22 protein-coding genes and 1 pseudogene are annotated in these 23,132 nt (G+C 72.1%); 12 read left to right on the plus strand and 11 right to left on the minus strand.

What is annotated here, in order from left to right:
* Nucleotides 1-7: 7 nt before the first annotated feature.
* Complete coding sequence (locus tag IE168_RS09295; protein ID WP_189497555.1) at nt 8-364, minus strand: BON domain-containing protein; 357 nt, start codon at nt 362-364, stop codon at nt 8-10.
* An 81-nt stretch (nt 365-445) separates the two neighbouring features.
* Between IE168_RS09295 and IE168_RS09300 the strand changes: the two genes are divergently transcribed.
* The gene (locus tag IE168_RS09300; protein ID WP_268245211.1) at nt 446-868 is read left to right on the plus strand and encodes a PepSY domain-containing protein; all 423 of its coding nucleotides are present in this window, start codon (nt 446-448) and stop codon (nt 866-868) included.
* 54 nt (nt 869-922) lie between these two features.
* Here the strand turns inward: IE168_RS09300 and IE168_RS09305 are convergent, their stop codons facing one another.
* The 4 genes and pseudogenes from IE168_RS09305 to IE168_RS09320 all read right to left on the minus strand — a co-directional run bounded on the left by IE168_RS09305 (nt 923) and on the right by IE168_RS09320 (nt 2,625).
* Complete coding sequence (locus tag IE168_RS09305; protein WP_189497561.1) at nt 923-1,165, minus strand: DUF3297 family protein; 243 nt, start codon at nt 1,163-1,165, stop codon at nt 923-925.
* Nucleotides 1,166-1,250: 85 nt separating this feature from the next.
* Entirely contained in the window at nt 1,251-1,718 is a 468-nt protein-coding gene (gene msrB / locus IE168_RS09310) for a peptide-methionine (R)-S-oxide reductase MsrB (RefSeq protein WP_189497564.1), read from the minus strand.
* Nucleotides 1,719-1,773: 55 nt separating this feature from the next.
* A pseudogene (locus IE168_RS09315) lies at nt 1,774-2,057 on the minus strand (DUF4031 domain-containing protein).
* A 4-nt stretch (nt 2,058-2,061) separates the two neighbouring features.
* Complete coding sequence (locus IE168_RS09320; protein WP_189497567.1) at nt 2,062-2,625, minus strand: DUF3016 domain-containing protein; 564 nt, start codon at nt 2,623-2,625, stop codon at nt 2,062-2,064.
* A 171-nt stretch (nt 2,626-2,796) separates the two neighbouring features.
* Between IE168_RS09320 and IE168_RS09325 the strand changes: the two genes are divergently transcribed.
* Entirely contained in the window at nt 2,797-3,771 is a 975-nt protein-coding gene (locus IE168_RS09325) for a L,D-transpeptidase family protein (RefSeq protein WP_189497569.1), read from the plus strand.
* A 3-nt stretch (nt 3,772-3,774) separates the two neighbouring features.
* Nucleotides 3,775-4,518 carry a M23 family metallopeptidase gene (locus IE168_RS09330; RefSeq protein WP_229823350.1) on the plus strand — a complete coding sequence of 248 codons (744 nt, stop codon included), beginning with the start codon at nt 3,775-3,777 and terminating at the stop codon, nt 4,516-4,518.
* 13 nt (nt 4,519-4,531) lie between these two features.
* Here the strand turns inward: IE168_RS09330 and IE168_RS09335 are convergent, their stop codons facing one another.
* Nucleotides 4,532-5,218: an arylesterase gene (locus IE168_RS09335; protein ID WP_189497571.1), complete on the minus strand. Its 687-nt coding sequence runs from the start codon at nt 5,216-5,218 to the stop codon at nt 4,532-4,534.
* 83 nt (nt 5,219-5,301) lie between these two features.
* Between IE168_RS09335 and IE168_RS09340 the strand changes: the two genes are divergently transcribed.
* Together IE168_RS09340 and IE168_RS09345 are read left to right on the plus strand one after the other, a co-directional pair.
* Nucleotides 5,302-6,012 carry an ABC transporter ATP-binding protein gene (locus tag IE168_RS09340; RefSeq protein ID WP_189497573.1) on the plus strand — a complete coding sequence of 237 codons (711 nt, stop codon included), beginning with the start codon at nt 5,302-5,304 and terminating at the stop codon, nt 6,010-6,012.
* A complete protein-coding gene (locus IE168_RS09345; protein ID WP_189497575.1) occupies nt 6,009-8,540 on the plus strand; it encodes an ABC transporter permease in 2,532 nt (843 codons plus the stop codon). Before IE168_RS09340 ends, IE168_RS09345 begins: the two co-directional genes overlap by 4 nt.
* Before the next feature lie 19 nt (nt 8,541-8,559).
* On the opposite strand, the gene IE168_RS09350 is transcribed toward IE168_RS09345, so the two are convergent.
* Complete coding sequence (locus IE168_RS09350; RefSeq protein ID WP_189497578.1) at nt 8,560-8,820, minus strand: hypothetical protein; 261 nt, start codon at nt 8,818-8,820, stop codon at nt 8,560-8,562.
* A gap of 137 nt (nt 8,821-8,957) precedes the next feature.
* On the opposite strand from IE168_RS09350, the gene IE168_RS09355 reads away from it, so the two are divergent.
* Together IE168_RS09355 and IE168_RS09360 are read left to right on the plus strand one after the other, a co-directional pair.
* A complete protein-coding gene (locus IE168_RS09355) occupies nt 8,958-10,043 on the plus strand; it encodes a class I SAM-dependent methyltransferase (RefSeq protein WP_189497580.1) in 1,086 nt (361 codons plus the stop codon).
* Entirely contained in the window at nt 10,040-10,738 is a 699-nt protein-coding gene (locus IE168_RS09360) for a pseudouridine synthase (protein WP_189497582.1), read from the plus strand. Before IE168_RS09355 ends, IE168_RS09360 begins: the two co-directional genes overlap by 4 nt.
* Before the next feature lie 443 nt (nt 10,739-11,181).
* Here the strand turns inward: IE168_RS09360 and IE168_RS09365 are convergent, their stop codons facing one another.
* Nucleotides 11,182-11,724 (minus strand): DUF1415 domain-containing protein, encoded by a 543-nt coding sequence (locus tag IE168_RS09365; RefSeq protein ID WP_189497584.1) that lies wholly within the window; start codon nt 11,722-11,724, stop codon nt 11,182-11,184.
* An 84-nt stretch (nt 11,725-11,808) separates the two neighbouring features.
* A complete protein-coding gene (locus IE168_RS09370; protein ID WP_189497586.1) occupies nt 11,809-12,291 on the minus strand; it encodes a YajQ family cyclic di-GMP-binding protein in 483 nt (160 codons plus the stop codon).
* A 168-nt stretch (nt 12,292-12,459) separates the two neighbouring features.
* Between IE168_RS09370 and IE168_RS09375 the strand changes: the two genes are divergently transcribed.
* Nucleotides 12,460-13,404 carry a DMT family transporter gene (locus IE168_RS09375; protein ID WP_268245209.1) on the plus strand — a complete coding sequence of 315 codons (945 nt, stop codon included), beginning with the start codon at nt 12,460-12,462 and terminating at the stop codon, nt 13,402-13,404.
* 93 nt (nt 13,405-13,497) lie between these two features.
* On the opposite strand, the gene IE168_RS09380 is transcribed toward IE168_RS09375, so the two are convergent.
* Nucleotides 13,498-14,124, minus strand: a complete 627-nt coding sequence (locus tag IE168_RS09380) for an OmpW/AlkL family protein (RefSeq protein ID WP_386659620.1) — start codon at nt 14,122-14,124, stop codon at nt 13,498-13,500.
* Nucleotides 14,125-14,421: 297 nt separating this feature from the next.
* On the opposite strand from IE168_RS09380, the gene IE168_RS09385 reads away from it, so the two are divergent.
* The 4 genes from IE168_RS09385 to IE168_RS09400 all read left to right on the plus strand — a co-directional run bounded on the left by IE168_RS09385 (nt 14,422) and on the right by IE168_RS09400 (nt 22,123).
* Nucleotides 14,422-15,843: a dihydrolipoyllysine-residue acetyltransferase gene (locus IE168_RS09385; protein WP_189497588.1), complete on the plus strand. Its 1,422-nt coding sequence runs from the start codon at nt 14,422-14,424 to the stop codon at nt 15,841-15,843.
* Nucleotides 15,844-15,853: 10 nt separating this feature from the next.
* Nucleotides 15,854-17,719 (plus strand): dihydrolipoyl dehydrogenase, encoded by a 1,866-nt coding sequence (gene lpdA, locus IE168_RS09390; protein WP_189497591.1) that lies wholly within the window; start codon nt 15,854-15,856, stop codon nt 17,717-17,719.
* Between the two features lie 255 nt (nt 17,720-17,974).
* Nucleotides 17,975-19,891 carry an N-acetylmuramoyl-L-alanine amidase gene (locus IE168_RS09395; RefSeq protein ID WP_189497593.1) on the plus strand — a complete coding sequence of 639 codons (1,917 nt, stop codon included), beginning with the start codon at nt 17,975-17,977 and terminating at the stop codon, nt 19,889-19,891.
* A gap of 147 nt (nt 19,892-20,038) precedes the next feature.
* Nucleotides 20,039-22,123 (plus strand): SpoIID/LytB domain-containing protein, encoded by a 2,085-nt coding sequence (locus IE168_RS09400; RefSeq protein ID WP_189497595.1) that lies wholly within the window; start codon nt 20,039-20,041, stop codon nt 22,121-22,123.
* Nucleotides 22,124-22,166: 43 nt separating this feature from the next.
* Here the strand turns inward: IE168_RS09400 and IE168_RS09405 are convergent, their stop codons facing one another.
* Complete coding sequence (locus IE168_RS09405; RefSeq protein ID WP_189497597.1) at nt 22,167-23,102, minus strand: TonB-dependent receptor; 936 nt, start codon at nt 23,100-23,102, stop codon at nt 22,167-22,169.
* Between the last annotated feature and the right edge of the window lie 30 nt (nt 23,103-23,132).

Genomic DNA, 23,132 nt, shown 5'->3' on the forward strand with positions numbered 1-23,132 from the left:
CGGCCAGCTACTCGGTCGCGTCGACCGTCAGCCCGCTGGCGTCGACGTCCGTGACGCCTTCGATACCGGCGGCAATGCGCCTGGCCTCGTCCACCTGCGCCTGGCTGGCAACGTCGCCGCGCAGCGTCACCACCCCATTGACGGTTTCGACGTCGATTTCGAGGCCGGCGACATCCTCGTCCGCGAGCAGGCTGGTCTTGACCTTGGTCGTGATCCAGGTGTCGCCGACGGGCTGGTCGGAGTCCCCGGCGACGTGGCCGGCATGGGTCTTGGGGTCGTCATTGGCGATCGCGTGGCCGCCCGCCAGCAGCAGCGAGAGAGCGGTGGCCATCAGCGTGCCGTTCTGAATGCGGAGACTGGTCATCGGTGTACTCGCTATGTTCCGGGGGGAAGGCGATTCATACCGCCGGCAGCATCGACGCGGCGTGAGCAGGCGCACTTCACCATCCAGGCGCTCGCACTGGCCGTTTCGATCGCCGCCGCCGGCGGTGCAGCCGCGCAGCAGGCCGGCGACGCGATGACCGCGCCGCAGGTCCGCGCATCGCTCGAGTCGCAGGGCTATACCAATGTCAACGACGTCGAGTTCGACGACGGCGTGTGGAAGGCGGACGCGCGCAGCGCCGACGGCCAGCGCGTCGAGCTGCGCATCGACCCGGCCTCCGGCAAGGTCTATCCCGAGGACGCAGTGGCGCAGCTCGCCGAGGCCGACGTGCGTGCGAAGCTCAGCACCGCCGGCTACTCGAACATCCACGATGTGAAGTTCGACGACGGCATGTGGACCGCGGAGGCGGACGATGCGAACGGGCGCGAGCTGAAGCTCACGCTTGATCCCGACACGGGCAAGGTCGTCGGCAAGGACCGCGACTGAGCCCGGCCGCCGACAATGTGTAACGGATGCGGGGCGCCCGGTGGTGCCCCGCGTTCATTCCGCGTCGCGGAACCAGGGCTCGACGCGGCCGTTGACCTTCATCGTCATCGGGTTGCCGCGACGGTCGAGTGCGCGGCCGACGGCCACGCGGATCCAGCCCTCGCTCACGCAGTACTCCTCGACGTTGGTGCGTTCCTCGCCGTTGAAGCGGATGCCGATGCCGCGCGCCAGCGTGGCTTCGTCGTAGTGCGGGCTTCGGGGGTCGTTGCTGAGGCGGTCGGGCGGGGTCTGCGTCATGTCGGGTTCCATGCGGTCGTGCGCGGCGCCAGGCGCGGGCGGGCGCGGCGCAAGAGGATACTTGGCTGCCGCGCGCGCTGCAGCCTCAGGCCAGCGGCTTGCCTTCGGGGGCGCCGCGGCCCAGCAGGTCGGGCAGGGGCTCGCCATCGGCGACGAAGCCGAGCGCGACCGAGTTCAGGCAGTGGCGCTCGCCGGTGGGCGGCGGGCCGTCGGGGAAGACGTGGCCGAGGTGGCTGCCGCAGCGCGCGCAGGTCTCCTCGATGCGCACCATGCCGTGGCTGAGGTCGCGCACGTAGCGGATATGGGCGGGATCGAGCGGCGCGAAGAAGCTGGGCCAGCCGGTGCCGGAGTCGAACTTCGCGCTGGAGCGGAACAGCGGCAGGCCGCAGAGCCCGCAGGTGTAGGTGCCCTCGCGCCGGTTGTCGAGGAAGGCGCCGCAGAACGGCGCTTCGGTGCCGTGGGCAAGCAGCACGCGGCGCGCGTCCTCGTCGAGCGCCTCGACGAGCTGGCGGCGCCGCGCATCGTCGGGAGGACTGAGGTCGAAGGCGGTCATGCGGATCTCCTGCGTGGTTCCGCGTGCATTATCGCCCCTGCACCGCAGGCGCACGTCACGGCGCTTCGCGGCGTCCCTGGCGGCGGGCGTTGGCGATCACCGCGCGCATCTGCGCCCGGTCGCGGTGGCGCGAGATCGGCACCGCGCCCAGCTCGATCGCGCGCGCCCGCAGCTCCGCGGTCACGTCGTAGTGGGCACCGCTGGTGCGGTCTGGAAGGCGTGGCGCGGCATGCCCAGCGCGGCGGCGAAGGCGTGCAGCTCGTCCAGGGTGTCGGCCATCAGGTGCGCCCAGCGGTGGCCGCGCCACAGCGTGACCGCATCGTCGACGTAGACCGCCATCCGCTCAGCGTGTCCGGCGTGCGAGCTCGTCGCGCACCCAGGCATCGACCAGGCGTTTCTCGTGGCGCAGCGGATCGCCGCTGCCCACCGTGCCCGCCTGGCGGTGCAGGAAGCCGATGTCGCGCAGGCTGCGCTCGCCCGAGTCGGCCACGTCGCCCGATGCGTCGTACAGCGTGTACGACAGGTCGATGCGCGGCGGGTAGATGTCGCGGACGATCCGCACCCCGTCGCTGCGGCCCGCACCGGGCTCGAAGTCGCCGGCGAGTTCGATGTCGGTGATCACGACGTCAAGGCGCTCTCCGGGACCGAGCGCGCCTGCCGCGCGCTTGGCGAGATGGCGCGCGATGCCACGCACCCAGTCGCCGCGCTCGGCTTCGAAGCGGTTGCGGCTGTAGCGGATCTCGCTGAACGCGTGGGGGTCGGTCCACGACACCGTCACCGGCCCGTCGGCGTCGAGGCTGCGCGGGAGCTCGGGATCCGTGACCCGCGCAGCGAACGCCGGCACGACGAAGGCCGCGGCCAATGCGGCGGAGATCAGCGCGGTGGCCCAGTGGCGCGTGCGTGTCATGGGGATGTCCTCCGTTCCGGACGTCCCACGAGTCTGCGCCGCCGTTCCCGCAGCCGCAATGGACGCCATAACCGGCGTCCCGTCGCGTTCAGCGCGCAGCGTGGAATTTCACGCTGCATCGTCCGAGGTCCACGCAGGATCGCGGCCACCCGAACATCCGAGGTCCCGCCCATGCGACCAGCCACTCCGCTCGCCATCGCCCTGTCCGCCCTGCTGTCGATCGCCCTGCCGTCCGTTGCGCAGGAGAAGGAAGCTCCTGCGAAGGCCGCCGAGCATCCCGCCAACGACGCCGCGTCCACCACCGGCGAACACGCGATGCTGCGGGCGCAGGTGCTGCTGGAGCGCGCGCGCTTCTCGCCTGGCGAAATCGATGGCGAGGGCGGCACGAACACGCGGCGCGCGATCGCCTCGTTCCAGCGCAGCCGCGGCCTCGATCCGCATGGCGAGCTCGACGCGCCCACGTGGCAGGCGCTGGGCGAGGACGCGGCACCGGTGCTGGTGGAGTACGCGATCACCGCCGCCGACGTGGCCGGACCGTTCCGCAAACTGCCTGACGGGATGATGGAGCGGGCCGAACTCGAGGCGCTCGGCTACGAGAGCGCGGCCGAGGCGCTGGGCGAACGCTTCCATGCCAGCCCTGCGCTGCTGCAGCGCCTCAATCCGGGCAAGGACCTGTCCGCGGCGGGCACGACCATCATGGTGCCGGGCGTGGCGACGGCCGCGCCGCTGCCGGAGATCGCGCGCGTGGTCGTCGACAAGTCGGATTCGGTGGTGCAGCTGCTGGCCGCCGATGACCGGGTGGTGGCGCAGTTCCCGGCCTCGACCGGCAGCGAGCACGATCCGCTGCCGATCGGCGAGTGGACCATCAAGGGCGTCGCGCGCGACCCGACCTTCCACTACAACCCGGACCTCTTCTGGGACGCCGATCCCTCGCACGCCAAGGCCACGCTTGCGCCGGGCCCGAACAATCCGGTCGGCGTGGCCTGGGTCGACCTGTCGAAGGAGCACTACGGCATCCACGGCACGCCCGAGCCGGGCAAGGTCGGCAAGACCGATTCGCACGGCTGCATCCGTCTCGCCAACTGGCACGTCACCCTGCTGGCCGACGCGGTGAAGCCGGGCATGCCGGCGGTGCTGCAGGAGTAGCCGGTGCGTCATGTCGCCATCGTGCTCGCGGGGCTGCTGCTGGCGGCCGCCGCGTACTACCTGGCGATGCCGCGCGCCGAGCGCGGCCGCATCGTGCAGGTGTCGCCCACCGTGGCGGCGCCTGTGCCGGCAGCGGATCGGGACGCGCGCGCGGGCGATGCAGCGGTGCAGTCGGAGGTTGACGATGCCCGAGACAGCCGCGTCGACCGCACCCGCGCCGTCGATGCGGCCACCCCGGTCGCTGCCACGGATCCCGCACCCGAAGCCCGGCCGGCCGCCGTCGCGGCGCCGCCGGCAGCAGTCGCGCTGCCGTCAGGCCTGGTGGTGCCGGTGCAGGGCGTCGCGCCGTCGTCGCTCGCGCCGACGTTCGACGACGACCGCGGCGAGGGGCGCGTGCACGAGGCGCTCGACATCATGGCGCCGGCCGGCACGCCGGTGCTGGCGGTCGCCGATGGCCACGTGGAGAAGCTGTTCGACAGCGACCGCGGCGGGCTGACGATCTACCAGTTCGAGCCCACGGGCCGCTACGCGTACTACTACGCGCACCTGGAGCGCTATGCGCCGGGTCTCGAGGAAGGTGCCACGCTGCGCCAGGGCGAGGTCATCGGCTACGTCGGCAGCAGCGGCAACGCCGATCCCGCCGCACCGCACCTGCACTTCGCGATCTTCCTGCTCGGCCCCGAAAAGCGCTGGTGGGAGGGCACGCCGATCGACCCCTGGCCGCTGCTCTCCGGCCGCGCGCCCTGACCGGGCGTGGTGCTCAGCGCAGCAGCGGCTCCAGCGCGGGCCAGACGTGGCCGGCGATGGCGGGCTGGGCTTCAGCGGTGGGGTGCAGGTTGTCGTCCATGAAGTTGCCGCGGTCGGCCGCGACCGGCTCGAGCAGGAACGGCAGCAGTTCGACGTCGAAGAACGCGGCGAGGTCGCGATAGGTCTGCTCGAAGCCGCGGGTGTAGTCGGGGCCCAGGTTCGGCGGCATGCGCATGCCGACCAGCAGCACGCGCGCGCCGACGTGGCGCGAGGCGCCGATCATCCGCGCCAGGTTGCGCCGCAGCTCGGGCAGCGGCAGGCCGCGCAGGGCGTCGTTGGCGCCGAGCGCGATCACCACCACGCCGGGCCGGTGCCGGAGCACTTCTTCGACCACGCGCGCCGAGCCGCCGGCGCTGGTCTCGCCGCTGATGCTGGCGTTCACCACCTGCCAGCCGGGGTGTTCGCGGGCCAGGCGCTCGCCGACCATCGTCACCCAGCCCTGGTCCGCGCGCAGGCCGTAGGCGGCCGAGAGCGAGTCGCCCATCACCAGCACCGTGCGCGGGGCCGTGGCCTGATGCGCCGTCGCCGCGGGCCCGGCGGTGGCCGCGGTCTGCGCCAGCGCGCCCGCCGCGGACAGCAGCAGGCCTGCACCAATGGCACATTGCAGCCAGCGCCGTGGCGCCCGGTATCCTGACCTCATCCCGCGACTCCTCGTTCCGTCCATCGATCGCGACCGGCCCCACCGGTCGCCGCGGCGGACATCATGCCCCGATGAAGGACCCCATGGCTGACTCGTCCCGAACCCCCGCCGCGCCGGCGCTGTCCGCCACCGCACTCGGCAAGCGCGTGCAGCTGCCCGGCGGCGAGCTGGTGATCCTCGACGGCGTGGCCTTCGCCATTGCGCGTGGCGAAAGCGTGGCCATCGTCGGACCTTCGGGCTCGGGCAAGAGCACGCTGCTGTCGCTGCTGGCCGGGCTGGACGCGCCGACGGCGGGCTCGGTGGAGATCGACGGCGCACCGCTGTCGACGCTCGACGAGGACGGCCGCGCCCGCGTGCGTGCCGAGAAGGTCGGCTTCGTGTTCCAGAACTTCCAGCTGCTGCCGTCGCTGACCGCGCTGGAAAACGTGATGCTGCCGCTGGAGCTGCGCGGCGACGCCGACGCCGAAGGCCCGGCGCGCACGATCCTGGCCCGCGTCGGCCTCGGCGAACGCCTGGGCCACTATGCGCGTCAGCTGTCCGGCGGCGAGCAGCAGCGCGTGGCGGTGGCGCGCGCCTTCGTCACCGACCCCTCGCTGATGTTCGCCGACGAGCCCACGGGCAACCTCGACACCGCGACCGGGCAGGCGATCATCGAGCTGCTGTTCGCGCTCAACCAGGACGCCGGCACCACGCTGGTGCTGGTCACGCATGACGAGCACCTCGCCGCACGCTGCCGGCGCACGCTGCGCATCGAGGGCGGGCGGCTGGTGGCGGACTCCGGGCGCGCCGAATGAGGCTCGCCGGACTGGCCTGGCGGCAGATGCGCCGCGACCTGGCCTCGGGCGACGTGCGCATCCTGCTGGCCGCGCTGGTGCTGGCGGTCGTGGCGGTGACCGCGGTCGGCTTCGTCACCGACCGCGCCGCGCGCGCGCTGGCGCTGGAGGCCAACCGGCTGCTCGGCGGCGACGCGGTGTTGCGCGGCGACGCGCCGATCCGCGGACCCGCGCGCGAGGCCGCCGAAGCCGCGGACCTGCGCATGGCCGACACGGTCGAGCTCGACACCATGGTGCGGGTGGGCCGCGGCAGCGATGCGCAGCTGAAGCTGGGCGAGTTGCGCGCGATCGGCGAGGGCTTCCCGCTGCGCGGCGAATACCGCATCAGCGGCGCCGACGGCGTCGAGCGCGCGGCCCCTGGCGTGCCCGCGCCGGGCACCCTGTGGATGAGCCGCGGCGGCGCCGACACCCTGGGCGCGCGCGTCGGTGACATCGTCGGCATCGGCACGCAGGAACTCCGGCTGGAAGCGCTGGTGGTGCAGGAGCCCGACGCCGCGCTGGACTACTTCAACGTCGCGCCCAAGGTCTTCATCCATCCCGACGACCTCGCCGCCACGGGCCTGGTGCAGGAAGGCAGCCGCGTCCGCTACCGGCTGGTGGTGGCCGGCGAGGCGGGCGCGGTGGAACGCTTCACCGCGACCGCCCGTGACAACCTCGCGCGCGGCCAGCGCCTGGAAACCGCAGCCGACGCGCGCCCCGAGATCCGCTCCGCGCTGGACCGCGCGGGCCGCTTCCTCGGGCTCGCAGCGCTGGTGTCGGTGGTGCTGGCGGCGGTCGCGGTGGCGATGGCCGCGCGCCGGCACAGCGCGCGCCACCTGCAGGGCGCGGCGGTGATGCGCTGCCTGGGCGCCAGCCAGGCCACGCTGGCCGGGATCCACGTCGGCGAACTGCTGATGCTGGGGCTGCTCGCCTGCAGCGTGGGCGTGGCCGTCGCCTGGGCGCTGCAGTGGGCGATCGGCGGCTGGCTGGCCGGCATGCTCGGCATCGCGATCCCGCCGGCGGGCGTGCTGCCGGCGCTCGGTGGCTACGGCGTGGGCCTGGTGGTACTGCTGGCCTTCGCCGCGCCGCCGGTGCTGGCGCTGCGCCGGGTGCCGGCGCTGAGCGTGCTGCGCCGCGACCTCGACCCCACCGAACCCGCCGCGCTGCTGGTACTCGTCGCCGGCATCGCCGGCATCGGTGCGCTGCTGTGGTGGCAGGCGGGTTCGCCGGCGCTGGCGCTGGCGATGCTGGCCGGCATCGCGCTGACCCTCGGCGCGCTGGCGCTGCTGGCCTGGCTGATGATCCTGGCCGTGCGCCGCCTGCGCACCCGCCTGCGCGGCAGCGCGCGCTACGGGCTGGCCAACGTCAGCCGCCGCGCCGGCACCAGCATCGCGCAGGTCTCCGCGCTCGGGCTCGGGCTGATGGCGCTGCTGCTGCTGACCTTCGTGCGCACCGACCTGCTGGCGCGCTGGCAGCTGGCGCTGGCGGAGGAGGCGCCCAACCGCTTCATCGTCAACGTGCAGCAGGACCAGATCGACGGCGTCGCCGCGGTGGCGGCGGGGCAGGGCCTGGCGGCGCCGGTGCTGTATCCGATGGTGCGCGGGCGCCTGGCCACCCACAACGGCGTGCCGGTGAGCGGCGCCGACTACGCGGCCGAAGGCGATGGCGCCGACGAGGAGTCCCGCCGTGCGCAGCGCCGCGCCGACCGCGAGTTCAACCTCTCCACTGCGCGCGAGCTGCGCGACGACAACCGCGTGACCGCCGGCGAATTCTGGGGCAGCGATGGCGCCGATGGCGTGGAGCTGTCGGTCGAGGAAGGCTTCGCGCAATCGCTCGGCTGGGCGCTGGGCGACCGCGTCGCCTTCGACATCGCCGGGCGCCGCATCGAGGGCCGGGTCACCAGCCTGCGCGAGGTCGAGTGGGAAAGCTTCCGCCCGAACTTCTTCGTGCTGTTCTCGCCGGGCGCGCTCGACGGTTACCCGGCCAGCTGGATCACCGCCGTCAGCGTGCCGCAGGGCGATACCGCGTTCACGCGCGAACTGGTGCAGCGCTATCCGAACGTGTCGGTGATCGACGTCGATGCCGTGCTCACGCAGGTGCGCAATACCGCCGACCAGGTGTCGACGGTGGTGGAGGTGGTGTTCTGGTTCGCGCTGGCCGCGGGCCTGCTGGTGCTGCTGGCGGCGATCAGCGCCAGCCAGGACGAGCGCCTGCTCGAAGGCGGGGTGATGCGCGTGCTCGGCGCCAGCCGCCGGCAGCTGCGGCTGGCGCAGGCCTCGGAGTTCGCGATGATCGGCCTGCTGTCGGGCCTGGTGGCCGCGGTGGCGGCGACCCTGCTGGCGGGCGTGGTGGCCACGCGGGTGTTCGGCCTGCCGTGGACGCCCGACATCGGCATGGCCGTGGCGGGCGGGCTGGCCGGGATGGCGGCGGCGCTGGTGGCCGGGCTCTGGGCCACGCGGCGCGTGCTGGACGCGCCGCCGGCCGTGACCCTGCGCGAGCTGCAGGGCTGAGCGCGGGGCCGGGCGCGCCTCAGGCGCCGACGCGCTCGGGTTCGGCGTCGAAGCGGCGCGCGTAGTCGCGTTCGTCGGCGATCGCGATCACGTCGTCGTCGGCGCTGTCGGGTGCGCCGTAGACCGCGTAGACGACCTCGTCGCCGCGGCGTCCGACCTGCTGCAGCCGGTAGCGCGACTGGCCGCCGCCGGTGTTGGGCGGATAGTGGGTGGGGGGCGTGTCGGCCTCGATGTCGAGCTCGCTGTTGTCGACGGGGCCGCCGACGAAGAGTGCGCGCATAGGCGGTTCCTCTGTGCTGCATGGGGGAGGCCGATGCTGGCAAACCCCACATTCGCTCGCGATGAAGCAGGCGTTCTCGCGGCGTGCAGGCCGGCGGCGGCACTACAATCACGGCCTGTTCCCGCACCGGATCCACGATGGCCCTGCATGGCGATCCCGCCCTCGACGCGCTGATGCATCCCTTCGCCGAGGGCGAGCTGGCGCGAGTGCCGGGCGCGCTGTTCCTGCGCGCCCGCGCAGGTGCGGCCCTCGCCGTGGACCAGTGGCCGGGACTGGACTGCGAAGCCCCGTTCAGGCCCGACGCCGAGGCGCTGGCGCGCGCGGGATTCACCGTTGCCGATGAAGCGGTGGCATCTGGCGCGGGCGGCGGCGACGCCGGGCGGCCGCTGGTGCTGCTGCTTCCACCCCGCCAGCGCGACGAGGCGCGGGCGCTGTTCGCCGAAGCGCTGGCGCGCGCGGCGCCCGGCGCGATGGTGGTGGCCAGCGTCGCCAACGACGCCGGTGCGAAAACCGCCGAAGCCGACTTCGCCCGCATCGCCGGCCCGGTGACCACGCGCAGCAAGCACAAGTGCCGCGTGTTCCGGGCGCGTGCCGGCCAGCCGGGCGGCGATCCCGCGCTCGCCGCACAGTGGCGCGGGCTCGACGCTCCCAGGCAGGTGGCCGGGGGGCGCTTCCTGAGCCGCCCCGGCGTCTTCGCCTGGGACCGCATCGACGCCGCCTCGGCCCTGCTCGCGCACCATCTGCCGGCCGACCTGGCCGGCCATGCCGCGGACCTCGGCGCCGGCTACGGCTACCTGTCCGCCGAACTGCTCGACCGCAGCCCCGGCATCGTCGCGCTCGACGCCTTCGAGGCCGACGCGCGCGCGCTGGCGATGGCGCGCCACAACCTGGCCGGCGCCGCGTCGCGCGCCACGCTCGCATTCCACTGGCACGACGTGACCGCCGGCGTGCCCGGACGCTACGACGTCGTGGTCACCAACCCGCCGTTCCACGCCCCCGACGGCCGCGAGCGCCCCGACATCGGCCGCGCCTTCATCGCCGCCGCGGCTGCGGCGCTGCGGCCGGGCGGCCGCCTGTGGCTGGTCGCCAACCGCCACCTGCCCTACGAACAGGCGCTGGGCGCCGGCTTCGGCGAAGCGCGGCTGGTGGCGCAGCAGGGCGGCTTCAAGGTCGTGGAAGCGGTGAAGGCCGCGGCCGCACGCAGCGGACGCCCCGCGCGATGAAGCTGGTCAAATCGCTTGCCAACCTCGGCTACGGCAGCCGCAAACAGGTCGCCCTGATGTTCCGCGAGGGCCGCGTCACCGACGCCGCCGGCGAGGTGCTCTACGCCGACGACGCGCCTGCGTGGGACGACGTGCACGTGGACGGCGAGCCGCTGGATCCGCCGCCCGGCCTGCTGCTGATGCTGCACAAGCCGGCCGGCTACACCTGCTCGACGAAGGACCGCGGCCGCCTGGTCTACGACCTGCTGCCGCCGCGCTTCGCGCACCGTTCGCCGACGCTGTCCACGGTCGGCCGCCTGGACCGCGAGACCAGCGGCCTGCTGCTGCTGACCGATGACGGCCAGCTGCTGCACCGGATCATCTCGCCGAAGTCGAAGCTGCCCAAGGTCTACGACGCGACCCTGGCCGAACCGCTGCGCGGCGACGAGGCCGCCATCTTCGCCAGCGGCACGCTGATGCTGGAATCCGAGAAGACGCCGCTGCTGCCGGCGGAACTCGAGGTCGTGTCGCCCACCCGGGCGCGGCTGACCCTGCACGAGGGCCGGTACCACCAGGTCCGCCGCATGTTCGCCGCCGTCGGCAACCACGTCGCCGCCCTGCACCGCAGCCGCGTCGGCGGCCTGTCGCTCGGCGACCTGCCCGAGGGCGAGTGGCGGATGCTCGACGAGTCCGCTCGCACGCAGCTTTTCGCCTGAGAAGCAGTACTGCCTGACTGCATGCCGCAGGATCCGGCTGGCGGGGGGAGTGCTCCGCCCCGCCGCCAGCCATCCATGGCTGGAAGCGGGGGCGTGGGCCATCCATGGCCCACTCTCCGCACTCCCCCCGCCATCCGGCTCCTGCACCACCGTCTTCGCGCTTCCGTGCGAGAAGCAACAGCCGCCGCACCGCCGCCCGGGCGGCGAGCCACCTTCTCCGTTTCGTGACGGCTCACCGGGGCTTCCTCTCAACGTGAAGCCTGGACTTGCGGACGCCAAACTCCCCGAAGCCGCGATCACCGGACTTGCGGAAGCGGGACTCTCCGGGGGGAGCATGGACAGCGCACAAGGACGTGCGCGGAAGGCGAATCAGCCATGGATGGCTGCTTCGCCGGTCCATGCTCCCCCCGGAGAGGCACGCGCCCTACCCGAAGCCGGCGCCTCTACTCTGGATCCGTCCCTTGGAGCAGCTCGCGCCAGCCCTCGTGCCCCAGCTTCTGCAAGGTCTCGACGTTGCGCTCGACGATGGCGTCCGGATCCGGAAACGCCTCCACCACCCGCGACACGCTGTCCTCGCGCAGCAGGTGCAGCGTCGGCCACGGCGAGCGGTTGGTGAAGTTCGCGATGTCGTCGGGAGCGCTGTCGGCGAACTGGTACTGCGGATGGAAACTCGCCACCTGCAGCACGCCTTCGAGGCCGAGCTCCGCCACCAGCGCATCGGCAGCGTCGAGGAAATCGTTGTAATCGAGGAAGTCGCCCAGCACCTGCGGATGCACGATCAGCGTCGTATCGACCTCGGCAGCCGGCGTATCGCGCAGGCGCACCAGCTCCTCGCCCAGCTCCGCGAGCAGCGCCGCCTCGTCACGCGCCTCGCTCAGCACCATCCGCACCTGGCCCTTGTTCACCACCGCCTTGGCGAAGGGACAGAGGTTGAGCCCGATGACGGCGCGCTCCATCCAGCGGCGTGTTTCTTCGATCGGATCCATTGCGTTCACCTCGGGCGTTGCCCCGGACCTGTGGGAGCGGCCGCGATCGCAGCCATGGCTGCTCCCACAAACAACGAGGCGCGGTCAGTCGCGGAAATTGTCGAACTGCAGCGGCAGCTCGAAGTCCCCCGCGCGCAGCAGCGCCATCACCGCCTGCAGGTCGTCGCGCTTCTTGCCGGTCACGCGCAGCTTGTCGCCGTTGACCTGGCTGTCGACCTTCAGCTTGGCGGCTTTGATCTCGCCCTGGATCTTCTTCGCCAGCTCGCGCCCGATGCCCTGCTTGACCGTGATTTTCTGCCGCGCGCCCGCGACGTTGCTCTCGACGTCGCCGAATTCCAGGCAGCGGGTATCGATCTTCCGCGCCGCCAGCCGCGCGCGCAGGATGTCGGTCATCTGCTGCAGCTGGAAGTCGCTGGGCGCGCGCTGGGTGATCACCGCGTCCTCGCGCTCGAAGGCGGCGTCAACGCCCTTGAAATCGAAGCGCGTGGACAGCTCGCGGTTGGCCTGGTCGACGGCGTTGGTGAGTTCGTGGGTGTCGACTTCGGACACGATGTCGAAGGACGGCATGGCGCGCATTCCAGCTGTGAAAACGGAGGCTCAGGGTACCGCAACCCGATGGCTGCGGCCCCGCGTCAGGCATCATGGGCGCCTGATCCATCCAGCCTCCGGACGCCCATGCACAAGACCATCCGCCTTGCCGCCGCAGCAGCGGCCCGTTCCGGAGGCTGAGGCGCGATGGATCCGCTCAATCCGGGCCCGGCCGGCGACGGGGCAGCCGAAGCCCATGCTGCGCGCGACCACCGCCGTGGCGTGGTCGCGATGCTGTTCGCGGTCGCCGTGCTGTGCGTGATGGACGCCTGCATGAAGCAGCTCGCCGGGCACTATCCGCCAATGCAGGTCGCGGCGCTGCGCGGGGCGGTGGGGCTGCCGCTGGTGCTGGCCTGGGCGCTGGCGACCACGGGGCTGCGCCCGCTGTTGCGCGTGCACTGGCCACTGCACCTGCTGCGCGGCGTGCTTGGCGTGCTGTTCCTGTCGTGCTTCGTGGGCGGCCTGCGCGACCTGCCGATGTCGACCGCCTATGCCATCAGCTTCGTCGGCCCGCTGCTGGTGACCGCGATGGCGGTGCCGCTGCTGCGCGAGCACGTGGGCCCGCGGCGCTGGACCGCGATCGTGGTCGGCATCCTCGGCGTGCTGGTGGTGCTGCGCCCGGGCGGCGAGGGCGTGCTGACCCGTCCCGGCCTGCTGGTGCTGTTCGGCACCGTCTGCTACGCCGGGTCGGTGGTGACCGTGCGCATGCTGGCGCAGCGCGACAGCGCGCAGGCGCTGGTGTTCTGGTTCCTCGGCATGGTGGCCGTGGGTGCCGGCCTGCTGGCCTGGCCGGAGTGGGTTCCGCTGCGCGCGGCGGATGCCTGGCTGCTGGCCGGGGTCGCGGTCTCCGGCACCCTTGGCCAGGTGGCGTTGACGCATGCGTTCCGGCTCGGAGAGGCCTCGCTGATCGCGCCGCTGGAATACACCGCCCTGGTCTGGGTGGTGCTGCTCGACGTGGTGCTGTGGGGCGTGCTGCCGGACGGCATGACCTGGCTGGGCGCCGCGATCATCGTCGTCAGCGGGCTGTACCTGATGCGCCGCGAGCGCGTGGTGCGTGGACGGCCCGCGCCCGTCGAAGACGCCGGCCCCTAGCGCGCGCCGGCGGATGCCGGAAAAGGAAGCGGGCCCGCAAGGGGCCCGCTCCGGTCAGGCGATGGCTGGCGCCGCGCTGCGGCGCAGCCCGGATCAGAAGCGCGCGCCGATGCCCACGCCCACCATCACCGGGTCGAGCTTGGCGTCGCCGGCCTTCTCGCCACCGATGTGCACGTCGGAATCGGCCTGGAAGTAGCGCGCGTCGGCGCGGGCGAACCAGGTCGGGCTGATGTTGACGTCCATGCCGACCGTCGCCACCGCGCCCTTGGCGGTCTCCACGCCCACGCGCTGGCCGGCGGCCGTCGGCGTTTCGCTGTCGTAGTTGGTCTCGTGGTAGCCCAGGCCCACGAACGGACGCACGATGCTGTCCTGGGTGCCGAAACGGTACTGGCCGCTCAGCGAATAGGGCTGCGCGTCCACGCTGCCCGCCTTGCCGGCGGCGGTGTTGACGCGCTGGCCGTAGCTGTCGGCGGCCCAGGCTTCGACGCCCCAGTTGTCGGTGATGTGGTAGGTGACGCCCAGCGTCGGCGTGCCTTCGCCGTCGAACTGCGTGCGGGTGCCGGCGATCTCGGGGTTGCGCGTGGGCTCGACCAGCGAATAGCCGGCGGTCACGGAGACGCGCTTCTCGGGGGCGTTGTCCTGGGCGAAGGCCGACGGCGCGATGGCCAGGGCCAGCGCCGCGGGGACCAGGATCCTGGTGATGGGGGCAATGCGGGACATGGGGGATCTCCTCGTTACTTGCATATGGGCCCCGGGGAGTGGGGCGCCGCCACCCTATCGATGCGCGCATGAATCACGCTTGTCGCGGAGGCGGGATCCAGGGGAACTTCTGCACGCGCGGTTCATACGCCGCACGCGGCGTCGACGGCGGTGAACCGGGCATGACCCGCCGGCAGCCGCGGCGTGTCGGGGCTGCGGCCGTCCCGGCGCCGCGGCAGGGCGTCCGGGGCGAGGTTGGCGCGTGCATCGCGCGGGGCCACAATAGCTGTCCGCCCGAACGTCCGTGGAGATCCCCCGATGGCCAGCCCCCAGGAAGCGCGTGTCCCCGACATCGGAGGCTTCGACGATGTGCCGGTGATCGAGGTGCTGGTCGCTGCCGGCGACACCGTCGCCAAGGACCAGAGCCTGATCACGCTCGAATCCGACAAGGCCACGATGGAAGTGCCGGCGCCGTTCGCGGGCGTGGTGCGCGAGGTCAAGGTCAAGGTGGGCGACACGCTGTCCGAGGGCGGGCTGGTGGCCCTGATCGAGCCGGCCGGCGATGCCGCCGCGGATTCCGCGCCGGCCGCCTCCGAGGCCACGACGCCACCGAAGGCCGGGTCCGGCGACGCGCCGCGCGCCCAGCCCGAGGCCGCCGCGGCGACCACCCGCGCGGCCGAGACCGGATCCCGGGTGGAGCCGGTGTCCGTGCCGGCGCAGCCCGACAACATCGCCAGGGCCTCGATCGACCGCGAGCCCCCGGGCGGCCCGGACCGCGCGGCTCCGCCGCGGGTCCTCGATGCCGACGCCGTGATGCCCGACAAGGTGCCCTATGCCAGCCCCGCGGTGCGCCTGTTCGCGCGCGAGCTCGGCGTCGACCTTAAGCAGGTGTCCGGCAGCGCCCGCGGCGGCAGGATCACGAAGGAGGACGTGCAGAAGTTCGTGAAGTCGGCGCTGGCCGGCGGCGTGTCCGCGGGCGGCGCGGTCGCGGCCGGTGGCGGGCTCAACCTGCTGCCGTGGCCGAAGGTGGACTTCTCGAAGTTCGGCGAGGTGGAGGAGCAGCCGCTGACCCGCATCCAGAAGATCAGCGGCGCCAACCTGGCGCGCAACTGGGCGATGATTCCGCACGTCACCCAGCACGACGACGCCGACATCACCGACCTCGAAGCGCTGCGCGTCGCGCTGAACAAGGAGAACGAGAAGGCGGGGATCAAGCTCACCATGCTCGCCTTCATCATGAAGGCGGTGGTCGCGGCGCTGCAGAAGTACCCGCAGTTCAACGCCTCGCTCGACGCCTCGGGCGAGACGCTCATCCTCAAGAAGTACTTCCACATCGGTTTCGCCGCCGACACGCCCAACGGCCTGGTGGTTCCGGTGGTGCGCGACGTCGATCGCAAGGGCATCAACGAGATCGCGCAGGAAACCGCCGCGCTGGCGAAGAAGGCGCGCGAAGGCAAGCTCGGCCCGGCCGACATGTCCGGCGGCTGCTTCTCGATCAGTTCGCTCGGCGGCATCGGCGGCACCAGCTTCACGCCGATCGTCAATGCGCCGGAAGTGGCGATCCTGGGCGTGTCGAAGTCGGCGATGCAGCCGGTCTGGAACGGCGAGAAGTTCAAGCCGCGGCTGGTGCTGCCGCTGTCGCTGTCCTATGACCACCGGGTGATCGACGGTGCCGCGGCGGCGCGCTTCACCGCCCATCTCGCACAGCTGCTCGGCGACATGCGCCGGGCCATGCTCTGAGGACGCGGCCATGGCGAACACGATCGAAGTGAAGGTGCCCGACATCGGCGGTTTCGACGATGTGCCGGTGATCGAAGTGCTGGTGGCGGTCGGCGACACCGTCGCCGTCGACCAGGGCCTGGCGACGCTGGAGTCGGACAAGGCGACGATGGAAGTGCCCTCGTCGGCCGCCGGCGTGGTGCGCGAGCTGCGCATCAAGGTCGGTGACAAGGTCGCCGAAGGCAGCGTCGTGCTGGTGCTCGAGGTGGAAGGCGAGGGCGGCGGCGACGCGCCCGCGCCGGCCAAGGGTGGCGCGGCGCCGGACGATGCGAAGGCCCAGGCGAAGGCCGACGCCCCGGCCGCTGCGCCCACCGCAGGCGCTTCGGCGGACGCGGGCCCCGGCAAGCCGCCGGTCGCGCGCTCGCATCGCGCGCCGGCCGAGCCGGATGCGCCCGCGGCGCCCCCGTCCAGCGGCCGCAAGGCCGACGTCGAATGCCGCATCGTCGTGCTCGGCGCCGGGCCCGGCGGCTACACCGCCGCGTTCCGCGCCGCCGACCTCGGCCTCGACACCGTGCTCGTCGAGCGCTATCCGGAGCTGGGTGGCGTCTGCCTCAACGTCGGCTGCATCCCGTCGAAGGCGCTGCTGCACGCGGCCGACGTGATCGACCAGGCCGCCCACGCCGGTGCCTTCGGCGTCGACTTCGGCAAGCCGAAGATCGATATCGACAAGCTGCGCGGCTACAAGGACGGCGTGGTCGGCCAGCTCACCAAGGGCCTGGCCGGCATGGCCAAGCAGCGCAAGGTGCGCGTGCTGCAGGGCACCGGCCGCTTCGTGTCCGCCAACGAGATCGAAATCACCGGCGACGACGGCAAGACGCAGCTGCTGCGCTTCGAGCAGTGCATCATCGCCGCCGGTTCGCAGGCGCTGAAGCTCCCGGGCTTCCCCTGGGACGATGGCCGCGTCATGGACTCCACCGATGCGCTGCAGCTGGCCGACGTGCCGAAGAAGCTGCTGGTGGTCGGCGGCGGCATCATCGGCCTGGAAATGGCGACGGTGTACCGCGGACTGGGCAGCGAGGTGACCGTGGTCGAACTCGCCGACCAGCTGATCCCCGGCGCCGATCGCGACCTGGTCAAGCCGCTGGCCGACCGCCTGAAGAAGCAGGGCGTCAGCGTCCACCTGAAGACGAAGGTCGTCGAGGCCAAGGCCGCGAAGAAGGGCATCGACGTCGCGTTCGAGGGCGACAGCATCCCCGACGGCAAGCTCTACGACCGCGTGCTCGTGGCCGTGGGCCGCGCGCCGAACGGGAAGAAGATCGACGCGGAGAAGGCCGGCTTGCGCGTGGGCGAGCGCGGCTTCATCGACGTCGACGCGCAGATGCGCACCAGCGCGCCGCACATCTTCGCCATCGGCGACATCGTCGGCCAGCCGATGCTGGCCCACAAGGCGACGCACGAGGGCAAGCTGGCCGCGGAAGTGGCCGCCGGCGAGAAGAAGGAATGGGTCGCGCGGGTGATTCCCTCGGTGGCCTATACCGATCCGGAGATCGCCTGGGTGGGCGTCACCGAGAACGAGGCCAAGGCGAAGGGGCTCAAGGTTGGCGTCGGCAAGTTCCCGTGGGCGGCCAGCGGCCGCGCCATCGGCCTGGCGCGCACCGAAGGCTTCACCAAGCTGGTGTTCGACGAGGCCACGCAGCGCGTGGTCGGCGCCGGCATCGTCGGTGTGCACGCGGGCGAGCTGATCTCCGAGGCCGCGCTGGCGATCGAGATGGGCGCGGAAGTGGGCGACATCGCCCACACCATCCATCCGCACCCGACGCTGGGCGAATCGGTGGCGATGGCCGCCGAGGTCTACGACGGCACCATCACCGACCTCTACATCCCGAAGCGCAAGTAGGCCGGCCGCGCGCCGGCCGCGCCTCCCCGCCCCGTCCCCGGGGTGGGGCGGCAGGCCGCATCCGGCGCGCCGGTGTGACCGCGCGCACATCGACGCCGTCACTGCGTCGCGTTTCCCGCCCCCTTAGGGCCGACCCCATCTGGCGCCTTCCCCCCGCGGCCGCGTATCCGGTAGCGGCGGGCGCGATCGCGCGCCCGCTGGTCCGGTTCCGGGAACGGGGGGAGCCAAGCGCCAGAGGCGCAACGAGGGGTCGAGATGAAGATTCGGAACAGTCATGGGGCAGTGCTGCTGTTGTCCACCGCGCTGGCCGCTGCGGGGGCGTCGGCGGGTGAATCGCGGGTCATGCAGTGGGACGCCGGGGACGACGTCGCCGCCGCGAAGCAGGAAGCGGCGATGGACGAGCGCCTGCGCAACGAGGAAGTGCGCCTGCGCGCCGAGCGCGCCGCCTATCCCGCGTACTTCAAGCGCGCCTACGCCGCGTATCCGCAGCTTCCGCGCGGCACGCTGGAGGCCATCGCCTACGTGCAGAGCCGCTGGCAGAACGTGCGCGCCGACGAGTCGGGCGCGATGGCCGATCACGGCCACATGCCCGCGGCGCACGGCGTGATGGGCCTGTATGCCGGCGATGGCTTCGCCGACCAGGTGGGCGAGGCCGCGGGGCTGCTCGGCGTGCCGGCCGAGCGCGTCAGGCTCGACCCGGCCACCAGCATCATGGCGGCCGCGGCGCTGCTGGACCGGCAGCTGCGTGGCCATGACGCCAGGGATCCCGCGGCGCTGGCCTCGGCGCTTGCGCGCTATGCGGGCTTCTCCGCGTCGCCTGCCGGCGGCGCGATCGACGACTACGCGCGCGCCAGCTTCGCCTTCGACGTGCTGCTGGCTCAGGACCGCGGCATCGACGAGAAGGGCATGGTGGTGCCGCAGAAGGCCGTGGAGTGGGAGCGCGCCTTCGACCTCGACATGCTGGTGCGCCTGCAGGCGCCGTTCGTGCGCCTCGACGTCGAGGGCGACCGCATCGAGGTCGACGGCTACGCCATCGATCCGGTCAGCGAGCAGCTGGTGCGGACGCCGTCGAAGAAGGACGGCGGCGACGGCAGCGTGCGCGCGCAGAGCACCGACTACGGCCCGGCGATCTGGAACCCGGCGCACTCGACCAACTACAACGCCTCGCGCAGCGCCGCGGTCAGCGCGGTCACCCTGCACACCGCGCAGGGCAGCTACGCCGGCACCATCAGCTGGTTCAAGAACTCGGCCGCCAACGTCAGCGCCCACTACGTGATCCGCAGCTCCGACGGCCAGGTCACGCAGATGGTGCGCAACGCCCACACCGCCTGGCACGTGCGCAACCAGAACAGCTACACCCTGGGCATCGAGCACGAGGGCTACGTCAACAACAGCAGCTGGTACACCAGCGCGATGTACAACGCATCGGCGGCGCTGGTGCGCAACTTCTGCTCGAAGTACAGCGCCATCACCTGCTCCAGCGCCTACAAGGGTGCGCCCTCGAGCGGCATCAACGTCCTGCCGACCTCGGTCAAGATCAAGGGCCACCAGCACTTCAGCGGCCAGACCCACACCGACCCGGGCATCAACTGGAACTGGGCCAGCTACTACAACCTGCTCAACCCCGGCAGCGGTGGCGGCACGAAGTACCTCGACCGCTTCGAGAGCAGCGTCGGGCACTTCAACACGTCGCCGGCCTACTCCGGCAGCACCACCGGCATCTCCACCGCGTCCACCGCGACCCGCACCTGCACCACCCGCCGCAACGGCAGCTGCTCGCTGCGGGTGCTTCTGAAGGACAACCCGAACACCAGCGCGTCCTGGGCGGTGCGCCTGCTCTCGGGCAGCGGCAATCCGGGCAGCAACGTCGCGCTGTCGCGCGCCAACGGCAGCGTGGGCTTCTGGGTGTTCGCGGGCGGCTCCGGCATGAGCGTGGCCGTGGGCATCGACGACAGCGACGGCACCGAGCGCTCGGTGAGCCGCTCGATTCCCGCCAACACCTGGACCTACGTGTCCTGGTCGCTCACCGATGCCAACCAGTGGAACGCCTGGGTGGGCGGCAACGGTGCGATCAGCGCGAGCAGCGTGAAGCTGGACGCGATCTGGCTGTACCACGCCAACACCAGCTACGACATCAACGTCTACATCGACGACGTTCAGGCCAGGAACTGACCCGGCTCCGGGCGGTGGCGGTTCGCCGCCATCGCCCATCCCACTGCGGCAGCGCGAGGGCCTGCGCCCGTCGCGGGCGGTCCGCATGCGGACAGGCCGCCCCGCGGCAGTTGCCGTTGCATTCCAGCGATCCGCCGGAAACGCCCCATGTCCACCCTGACAGACCGGAAGGCGGGTCATCCCCGCCGCCGCGCCGTGATCCTTGCGGCCGCGTTCGTCGCCTGCGTGGCGGGCCTCGCGCACGCGGGGCCTGTACCCCCGCTGCTGGCAAGTGATGGCACGCGGCCGGATCCTTCGGCGCCCCTGGTGCGCGTGCGTGACAGCGCGACCGGTCGCAGCCTGCCGGCCCAGGCCGAGTTGCAATCACTCGCGCGCGCCGATGCCGTCCGCCAGGGCGCGCTGCCATCCTCGGGTGCGCGACTTGCGCAGGTCGCGCACGGTACGTACCAGCTGTCCGTATCGGCGCCGGGTTACCACCCGCTGTCGATGCCCCTCCAGGTCGACGGCACGGCCGCGTTGCCGGTGACGCTCTGGCTGCAGCCACAGCGGCCCTCCGTCGAGGCCGAGCGCCGTGCCTTGCGTGCCGTTGAATGCGGTGTCTGCGCCATCGTGTCCGGTCATGTCTACGATCGCGATTCGGGGCGTCCGCTGCCGGGGCTGCGCATCCGCTCCGAACGCGGGGGCAGGGCCACCACCGATCGTGACGGCGCGTTCGAGCTGGTGCTGCATGCATCCCCGCACACCACCACCGACGCCGAAGCCCTGCCCGAAACCACCAGCCTGGTGATCGAGGGCGGCGGCTACCGGCAGGCGCTGCGCAATCTCGCGCTGTACCAGGACAGCCATGACCTGATCCTGGATCTCGCCCATGGCGGCTCGCCGCCAGCCGACTTCGGACATGTCCAGTTGCAGGCCGGGACGGCGCCTGCGCGCGCCGCGCTGGCCGGGGCTCCGATCGTGGCGGCGATCGAAGCCGAGCGCGTCGCCACCGACCGGCACCAGGCCCTGGATCCGGACGATCCGCACGCGGTGGCGATGGCGCGCGAGCTCGCCGCGCAGGCCGCCACCCTTCCGGTGCCGGGCAGCATCCGCGTCGGCACCAACTGTTCGGGGCGCAGTTGCACGGGGGTGTCTGTCTACGCGCTGGAGGATTACGTCGGCCGCGGCCTGGACGATGAATGGATCGCGTCCTGGCGGGCGGCGTCGCTGGCCGCCGGCGCGATCGCGTACCGCAGCTACGGCGCCTACCACGTGGCGAATCCGGTCAACAGCCAGTACGACATCTGCAGCAGCACGTCCTGCCAGGTGTTCCAGCCGGGTTCGGCGACGGCCACGGTCGCCGCCGCCGCGGCCACCCGCGGCGTGGTCCTGACCCGCGACGGCCAGAGCATCGCCTTCAGCGAATACTCGGCCGAAAACAACGCCTGGGATGACCCGTCCGATGGCCTGTCATGCAGCAATCCCGACCTCAGCTGCGGCAACGGCCGCAACGGATCGCCACGCAACGGCTGGCCCTGCCTGTCCGACCCGGTCGGGACCGGGCGCGGCTGTTTCGGCCACGGGCGCGGCATGAGCCAGTGGGGTACGCAGCGCTGGGCCGCCAACCACGGGCGCGACTGGCTGTGGATCACCAACCACTACTTCAACAACAGCAACCAGCCCGGCGGGATGCGCAATGCCTTCCTGGCCAACCTCGCCACCGCCACCACGATGCTCGACAACTTCGAGAACGGCGTGGGCCGGTTCGGAACCGGCCCCACCTACTCGGGCAGCACCGTGGGCATCAGCACCGCCTCGACTGCCATGCGGACCTGCAGCGTCCGCCACGGCGGCACGTGTTCCCTGCATGTCCGGCTGGTGGACGATCCCGGCAGCAGCGCCGCCTGGGCGGTGCGCCTGCTGTCGGGCGTCGGTACTCCCGCGGCCAATGCGCCGCTGTCGCGCACGGGCAGCGTCGGCTTCTGGGTCTATGCCGGCGGCAGCGGCATGAGCGTGGCCGTGGGCATCGACGACAGCGATGGCACCGAGCGTTCGGTCACTCGCGCGATCCCGGCCAACCGCTGGACCTACGTGTCCTGGTCGCTGGCCGACGCCGGCCAGTGGAACGCCTGGGCAGGCGGCAACGGCGCGATCAGTGCGAGCAGCGTGAAGCTGGACGCGATCTGGCTGTACCACGCCAACACCAGCTACGACATCAACGTCTACATCGACGACGTGCAGGTGCGGAACTGAGCGAGGGCCCGCGGGGCGGGATGGCCGCCCCGCGGGCCTGCGGTCAGAAGCGGAAGGTCACGCCCGCCATCGGGCCGTGCACCTTGAGTTCGGTGCGCGCTGCCGCCGACCAGGCGATGTCGGCGAGGCCGGCCTCCGCGGGCGGCACGATCGTTCCGGAGAAGTTGTCGCGCAGCTTGAGCCGGAACCAGTCGTAGCCGACGTGGATGCCGATGCGGTCGGTGACGAGATACTCGACGACCACGCCGGCGCGTTCGAAGTGACCGTCCTCGTCGATGAAGTCGCCCCAGCCCGCATCCAGGTACTGGCCGTCCAGGTCGACGCGCCAGCGGTCCGACGGCCGCCAGGTCAGGCGGGTGTGGACCGCGGGGCTCCAGCCGTCGAAGCCTTCCTCCATCCGCGCGCTGCCGGCCTCGAGCTCGTCCGTGCCCGACCATGCGACGTCGGCGGTGGCCTCCAGGTCGAGGTGGGTGACGCCGAGGCCGAGGCCCCACTCGAGCGCCGGCGTGTCGACAATCGCGTACTCGTAGTGGGCCGACGCCATCGCGAACTTGATGCGGCCGTGCGCGTCGGCCGCCGGCAGGCCGACCGGACCGTCCGGCAGGCCGGGATCCACGGAGCCGCCGCCGAAGCTCCAGTCCTCGTCGTTCTCGTAGTCGTAGTAGCTCGCGCCGATCGACTGGCGGTCGCTGATGCGGAAGTTGAGCGCACCGCGCGGGCGCCAGTCGTCGCCGGTGTCGAGGTTCACCGCATCGGAGAAGACCGCGGTTTCGCCCTCGCTGGTGGCCTCGCCGTCGAGGCCCAGGTTGAGGTCGGCGCCGGGATTGAAGGCGCTCAGGCGCAGGGTGAAGCGGTCGTCGCGGCTGTTGTCGTCCTGCGCGGACGCGGTCTGCGCGGCGGCCAGGGCCAGCAGCGCGAAGGCCAGTGCGTGGCGGTGGATGCGGGGACGCGGGGATGCTGCACGGGAAGCACGGGTCATGGGGGGGCCAGCGTTGGGGGGGGGGTGCAT

It is taken from the genome of Luteimonas padinae (assembly GCF_014652935.1).
Taxonomy (GTDB): domain Bacteria; phylum Pseudomonadota; class Gammaproteobacteria; order Xanthomonadales; family Xanthomonadaceae; genus Luteimonas; species Luteimonas padinae.

What these genes read in the sequence shown, in the direction of transcription:
- IE168_RS09295 (WP_189497555.1), bottom strand. Translation starts at nt 364, where the DNA reads ATGACCAGTCTCCGCATTCAGAACGGCACGCTGATGGCCACCGCTCTC.
- IE168_RS09305 (WP_189497561.1), bottom strand. Translation starts at nt 1,165, where the DNA reads ATGACGCAGACCCCGCCCGACCGCCTCAGCAACGACCCCCGAAGCCCG.
- msrB (WP_189497564.1), bottom strand. Translation starts at nt 1,718, where the DNA reads ATGACCGCCTTCGACCTCAGTCCTCCCGACGATGCGCGGCGCCGCCAG.
- IE168_RS09320 (WP_189497567.1), bottom strand. Translation starts at nt 2,625, where the DNA reads ATGACACGCACGCGCCACTGGGCCACCGCGCTGATCTCCGCCGCATTG.
- IE168_RS09325 (WP_189497569.1), top strand. Translation starts at nt 2,797, where the DNA reads ATGCGACCAGCCACTCCGCTCGCCATCGCCCTGTCCGCCCTGCTGTCG.
- IE168_RS09335 (WP_189497571.1), bottom strand. Translation starts at nt 5,218, where the DNA reads ATGAGGTCAGGATACCGGGCGCCACGGCGCTGGCTGCAATGTGCCATT.
- IE168_RS09340 (WP_189497573.1), top strand. Translation starts at nt 5,302, where the DNA reads ATGGCTGACTCGTCCCGAACCCCCGCCGCGCCGGCGCTGTCCGCCACC.
- IE168_RS09345 (WP_189497575.1), top strand. Translation starts at nt 6,009, where the DNA reads ATGAGGCTCGCCGGACTGGCCTGGCGGCAGATGCGCCGCGACCTGGCC.
- IE168_RS09350 (WP_189497578.1), bottom strand. Translation starts at nt 8,820, where the DNA reads ATGCGCGCACTCTTCGTCGGCGGCCCCGTCGACAACAGCGAGCTCGAC.
- IE168_RS09355 (WP_189497580.1), top strand. Translation starts at nt 8,958, where the DNA reads ATGGCCCTGCATGGCGATCCCGCCCTCGACGCGCTGATGCATCCCTTC.
- IE168_RS09360 (WP_189497582.1), top strand. Translation starts at nt 10,040, where the DNA reads ATGAAGCTGGTCAAATCGCTTGCCAACCTCGGCTACGGCAGCCGCAAA.
- IE168_RS09365 (WP_189497584.1), bottom strand. Translation starts at nt 11,724, where the DNA reads ATGGATCCGATCGAAGAAACACGCCGCTGGATGGAGCGCGCCGTCATC.
- IE168_RS09370 (WP_189497586.1), bottom strand. Translation starts at nt 12,291, where the DNA reads ATGCCGTCCTTCGACATCGTGTCCGAAGTCGACACCCACGAACTCACC.
- IE168_RS09375 (WP_268245209.1), top strand. Translation starts at nt 12,460, where the DNA reads ATGGATCCGCTCAATCCGGGCCCGGCCGGCGACGGGGCAGCCGAAGCC.
- IE168_RS09380 (WP_386659620.1), bottom strand. Translation starts at nt 14,124, where the DNA reads ATGTCCCGCATTGCCCCCATCACCAGGATCCTGGTCCCCGCGGCGCTG.
- IE168_RS09385 (WP_189497588.1), top strand. Translation starts at nt 14,422, where the DNA reads ATGGCCAGCCCCCAGGAAGCGCGTGTCCCCGACATCGGAGGCTTCGAC.
- lpdA (WP_189497591.1), top strand. Translation starts at nt 15,854, where the DNA reads ATGGCGAACACGATCGAAGTGAAGGTGCCCGACATCGGCGGTTTCGAC.
- IE168_RS09395 (WP_189497593.1), top strand. Translation starts at nt 17,975, where the DNA reads ATGAAGATTCGGAACAGTCATGGGGCAGTGCTGCTGTTGTCCACCGCG.
- IE168_RS09400 (WP_189497595.1), top strand. Translation starts at nt 20,039, where the DNA reads ATGTCCACCCTGACAGACCGGAAGGCGGGTCATCCCCGCCGCCGCGCC.
- IE168_RS09405 (WP_189497597.1), bottom strand. Translation starts at nt 23,102, where the DNA reads ATGACCCGTGCTTCCCGTGCAGCATCCCCGCGTCCCCGCATCCACCGC.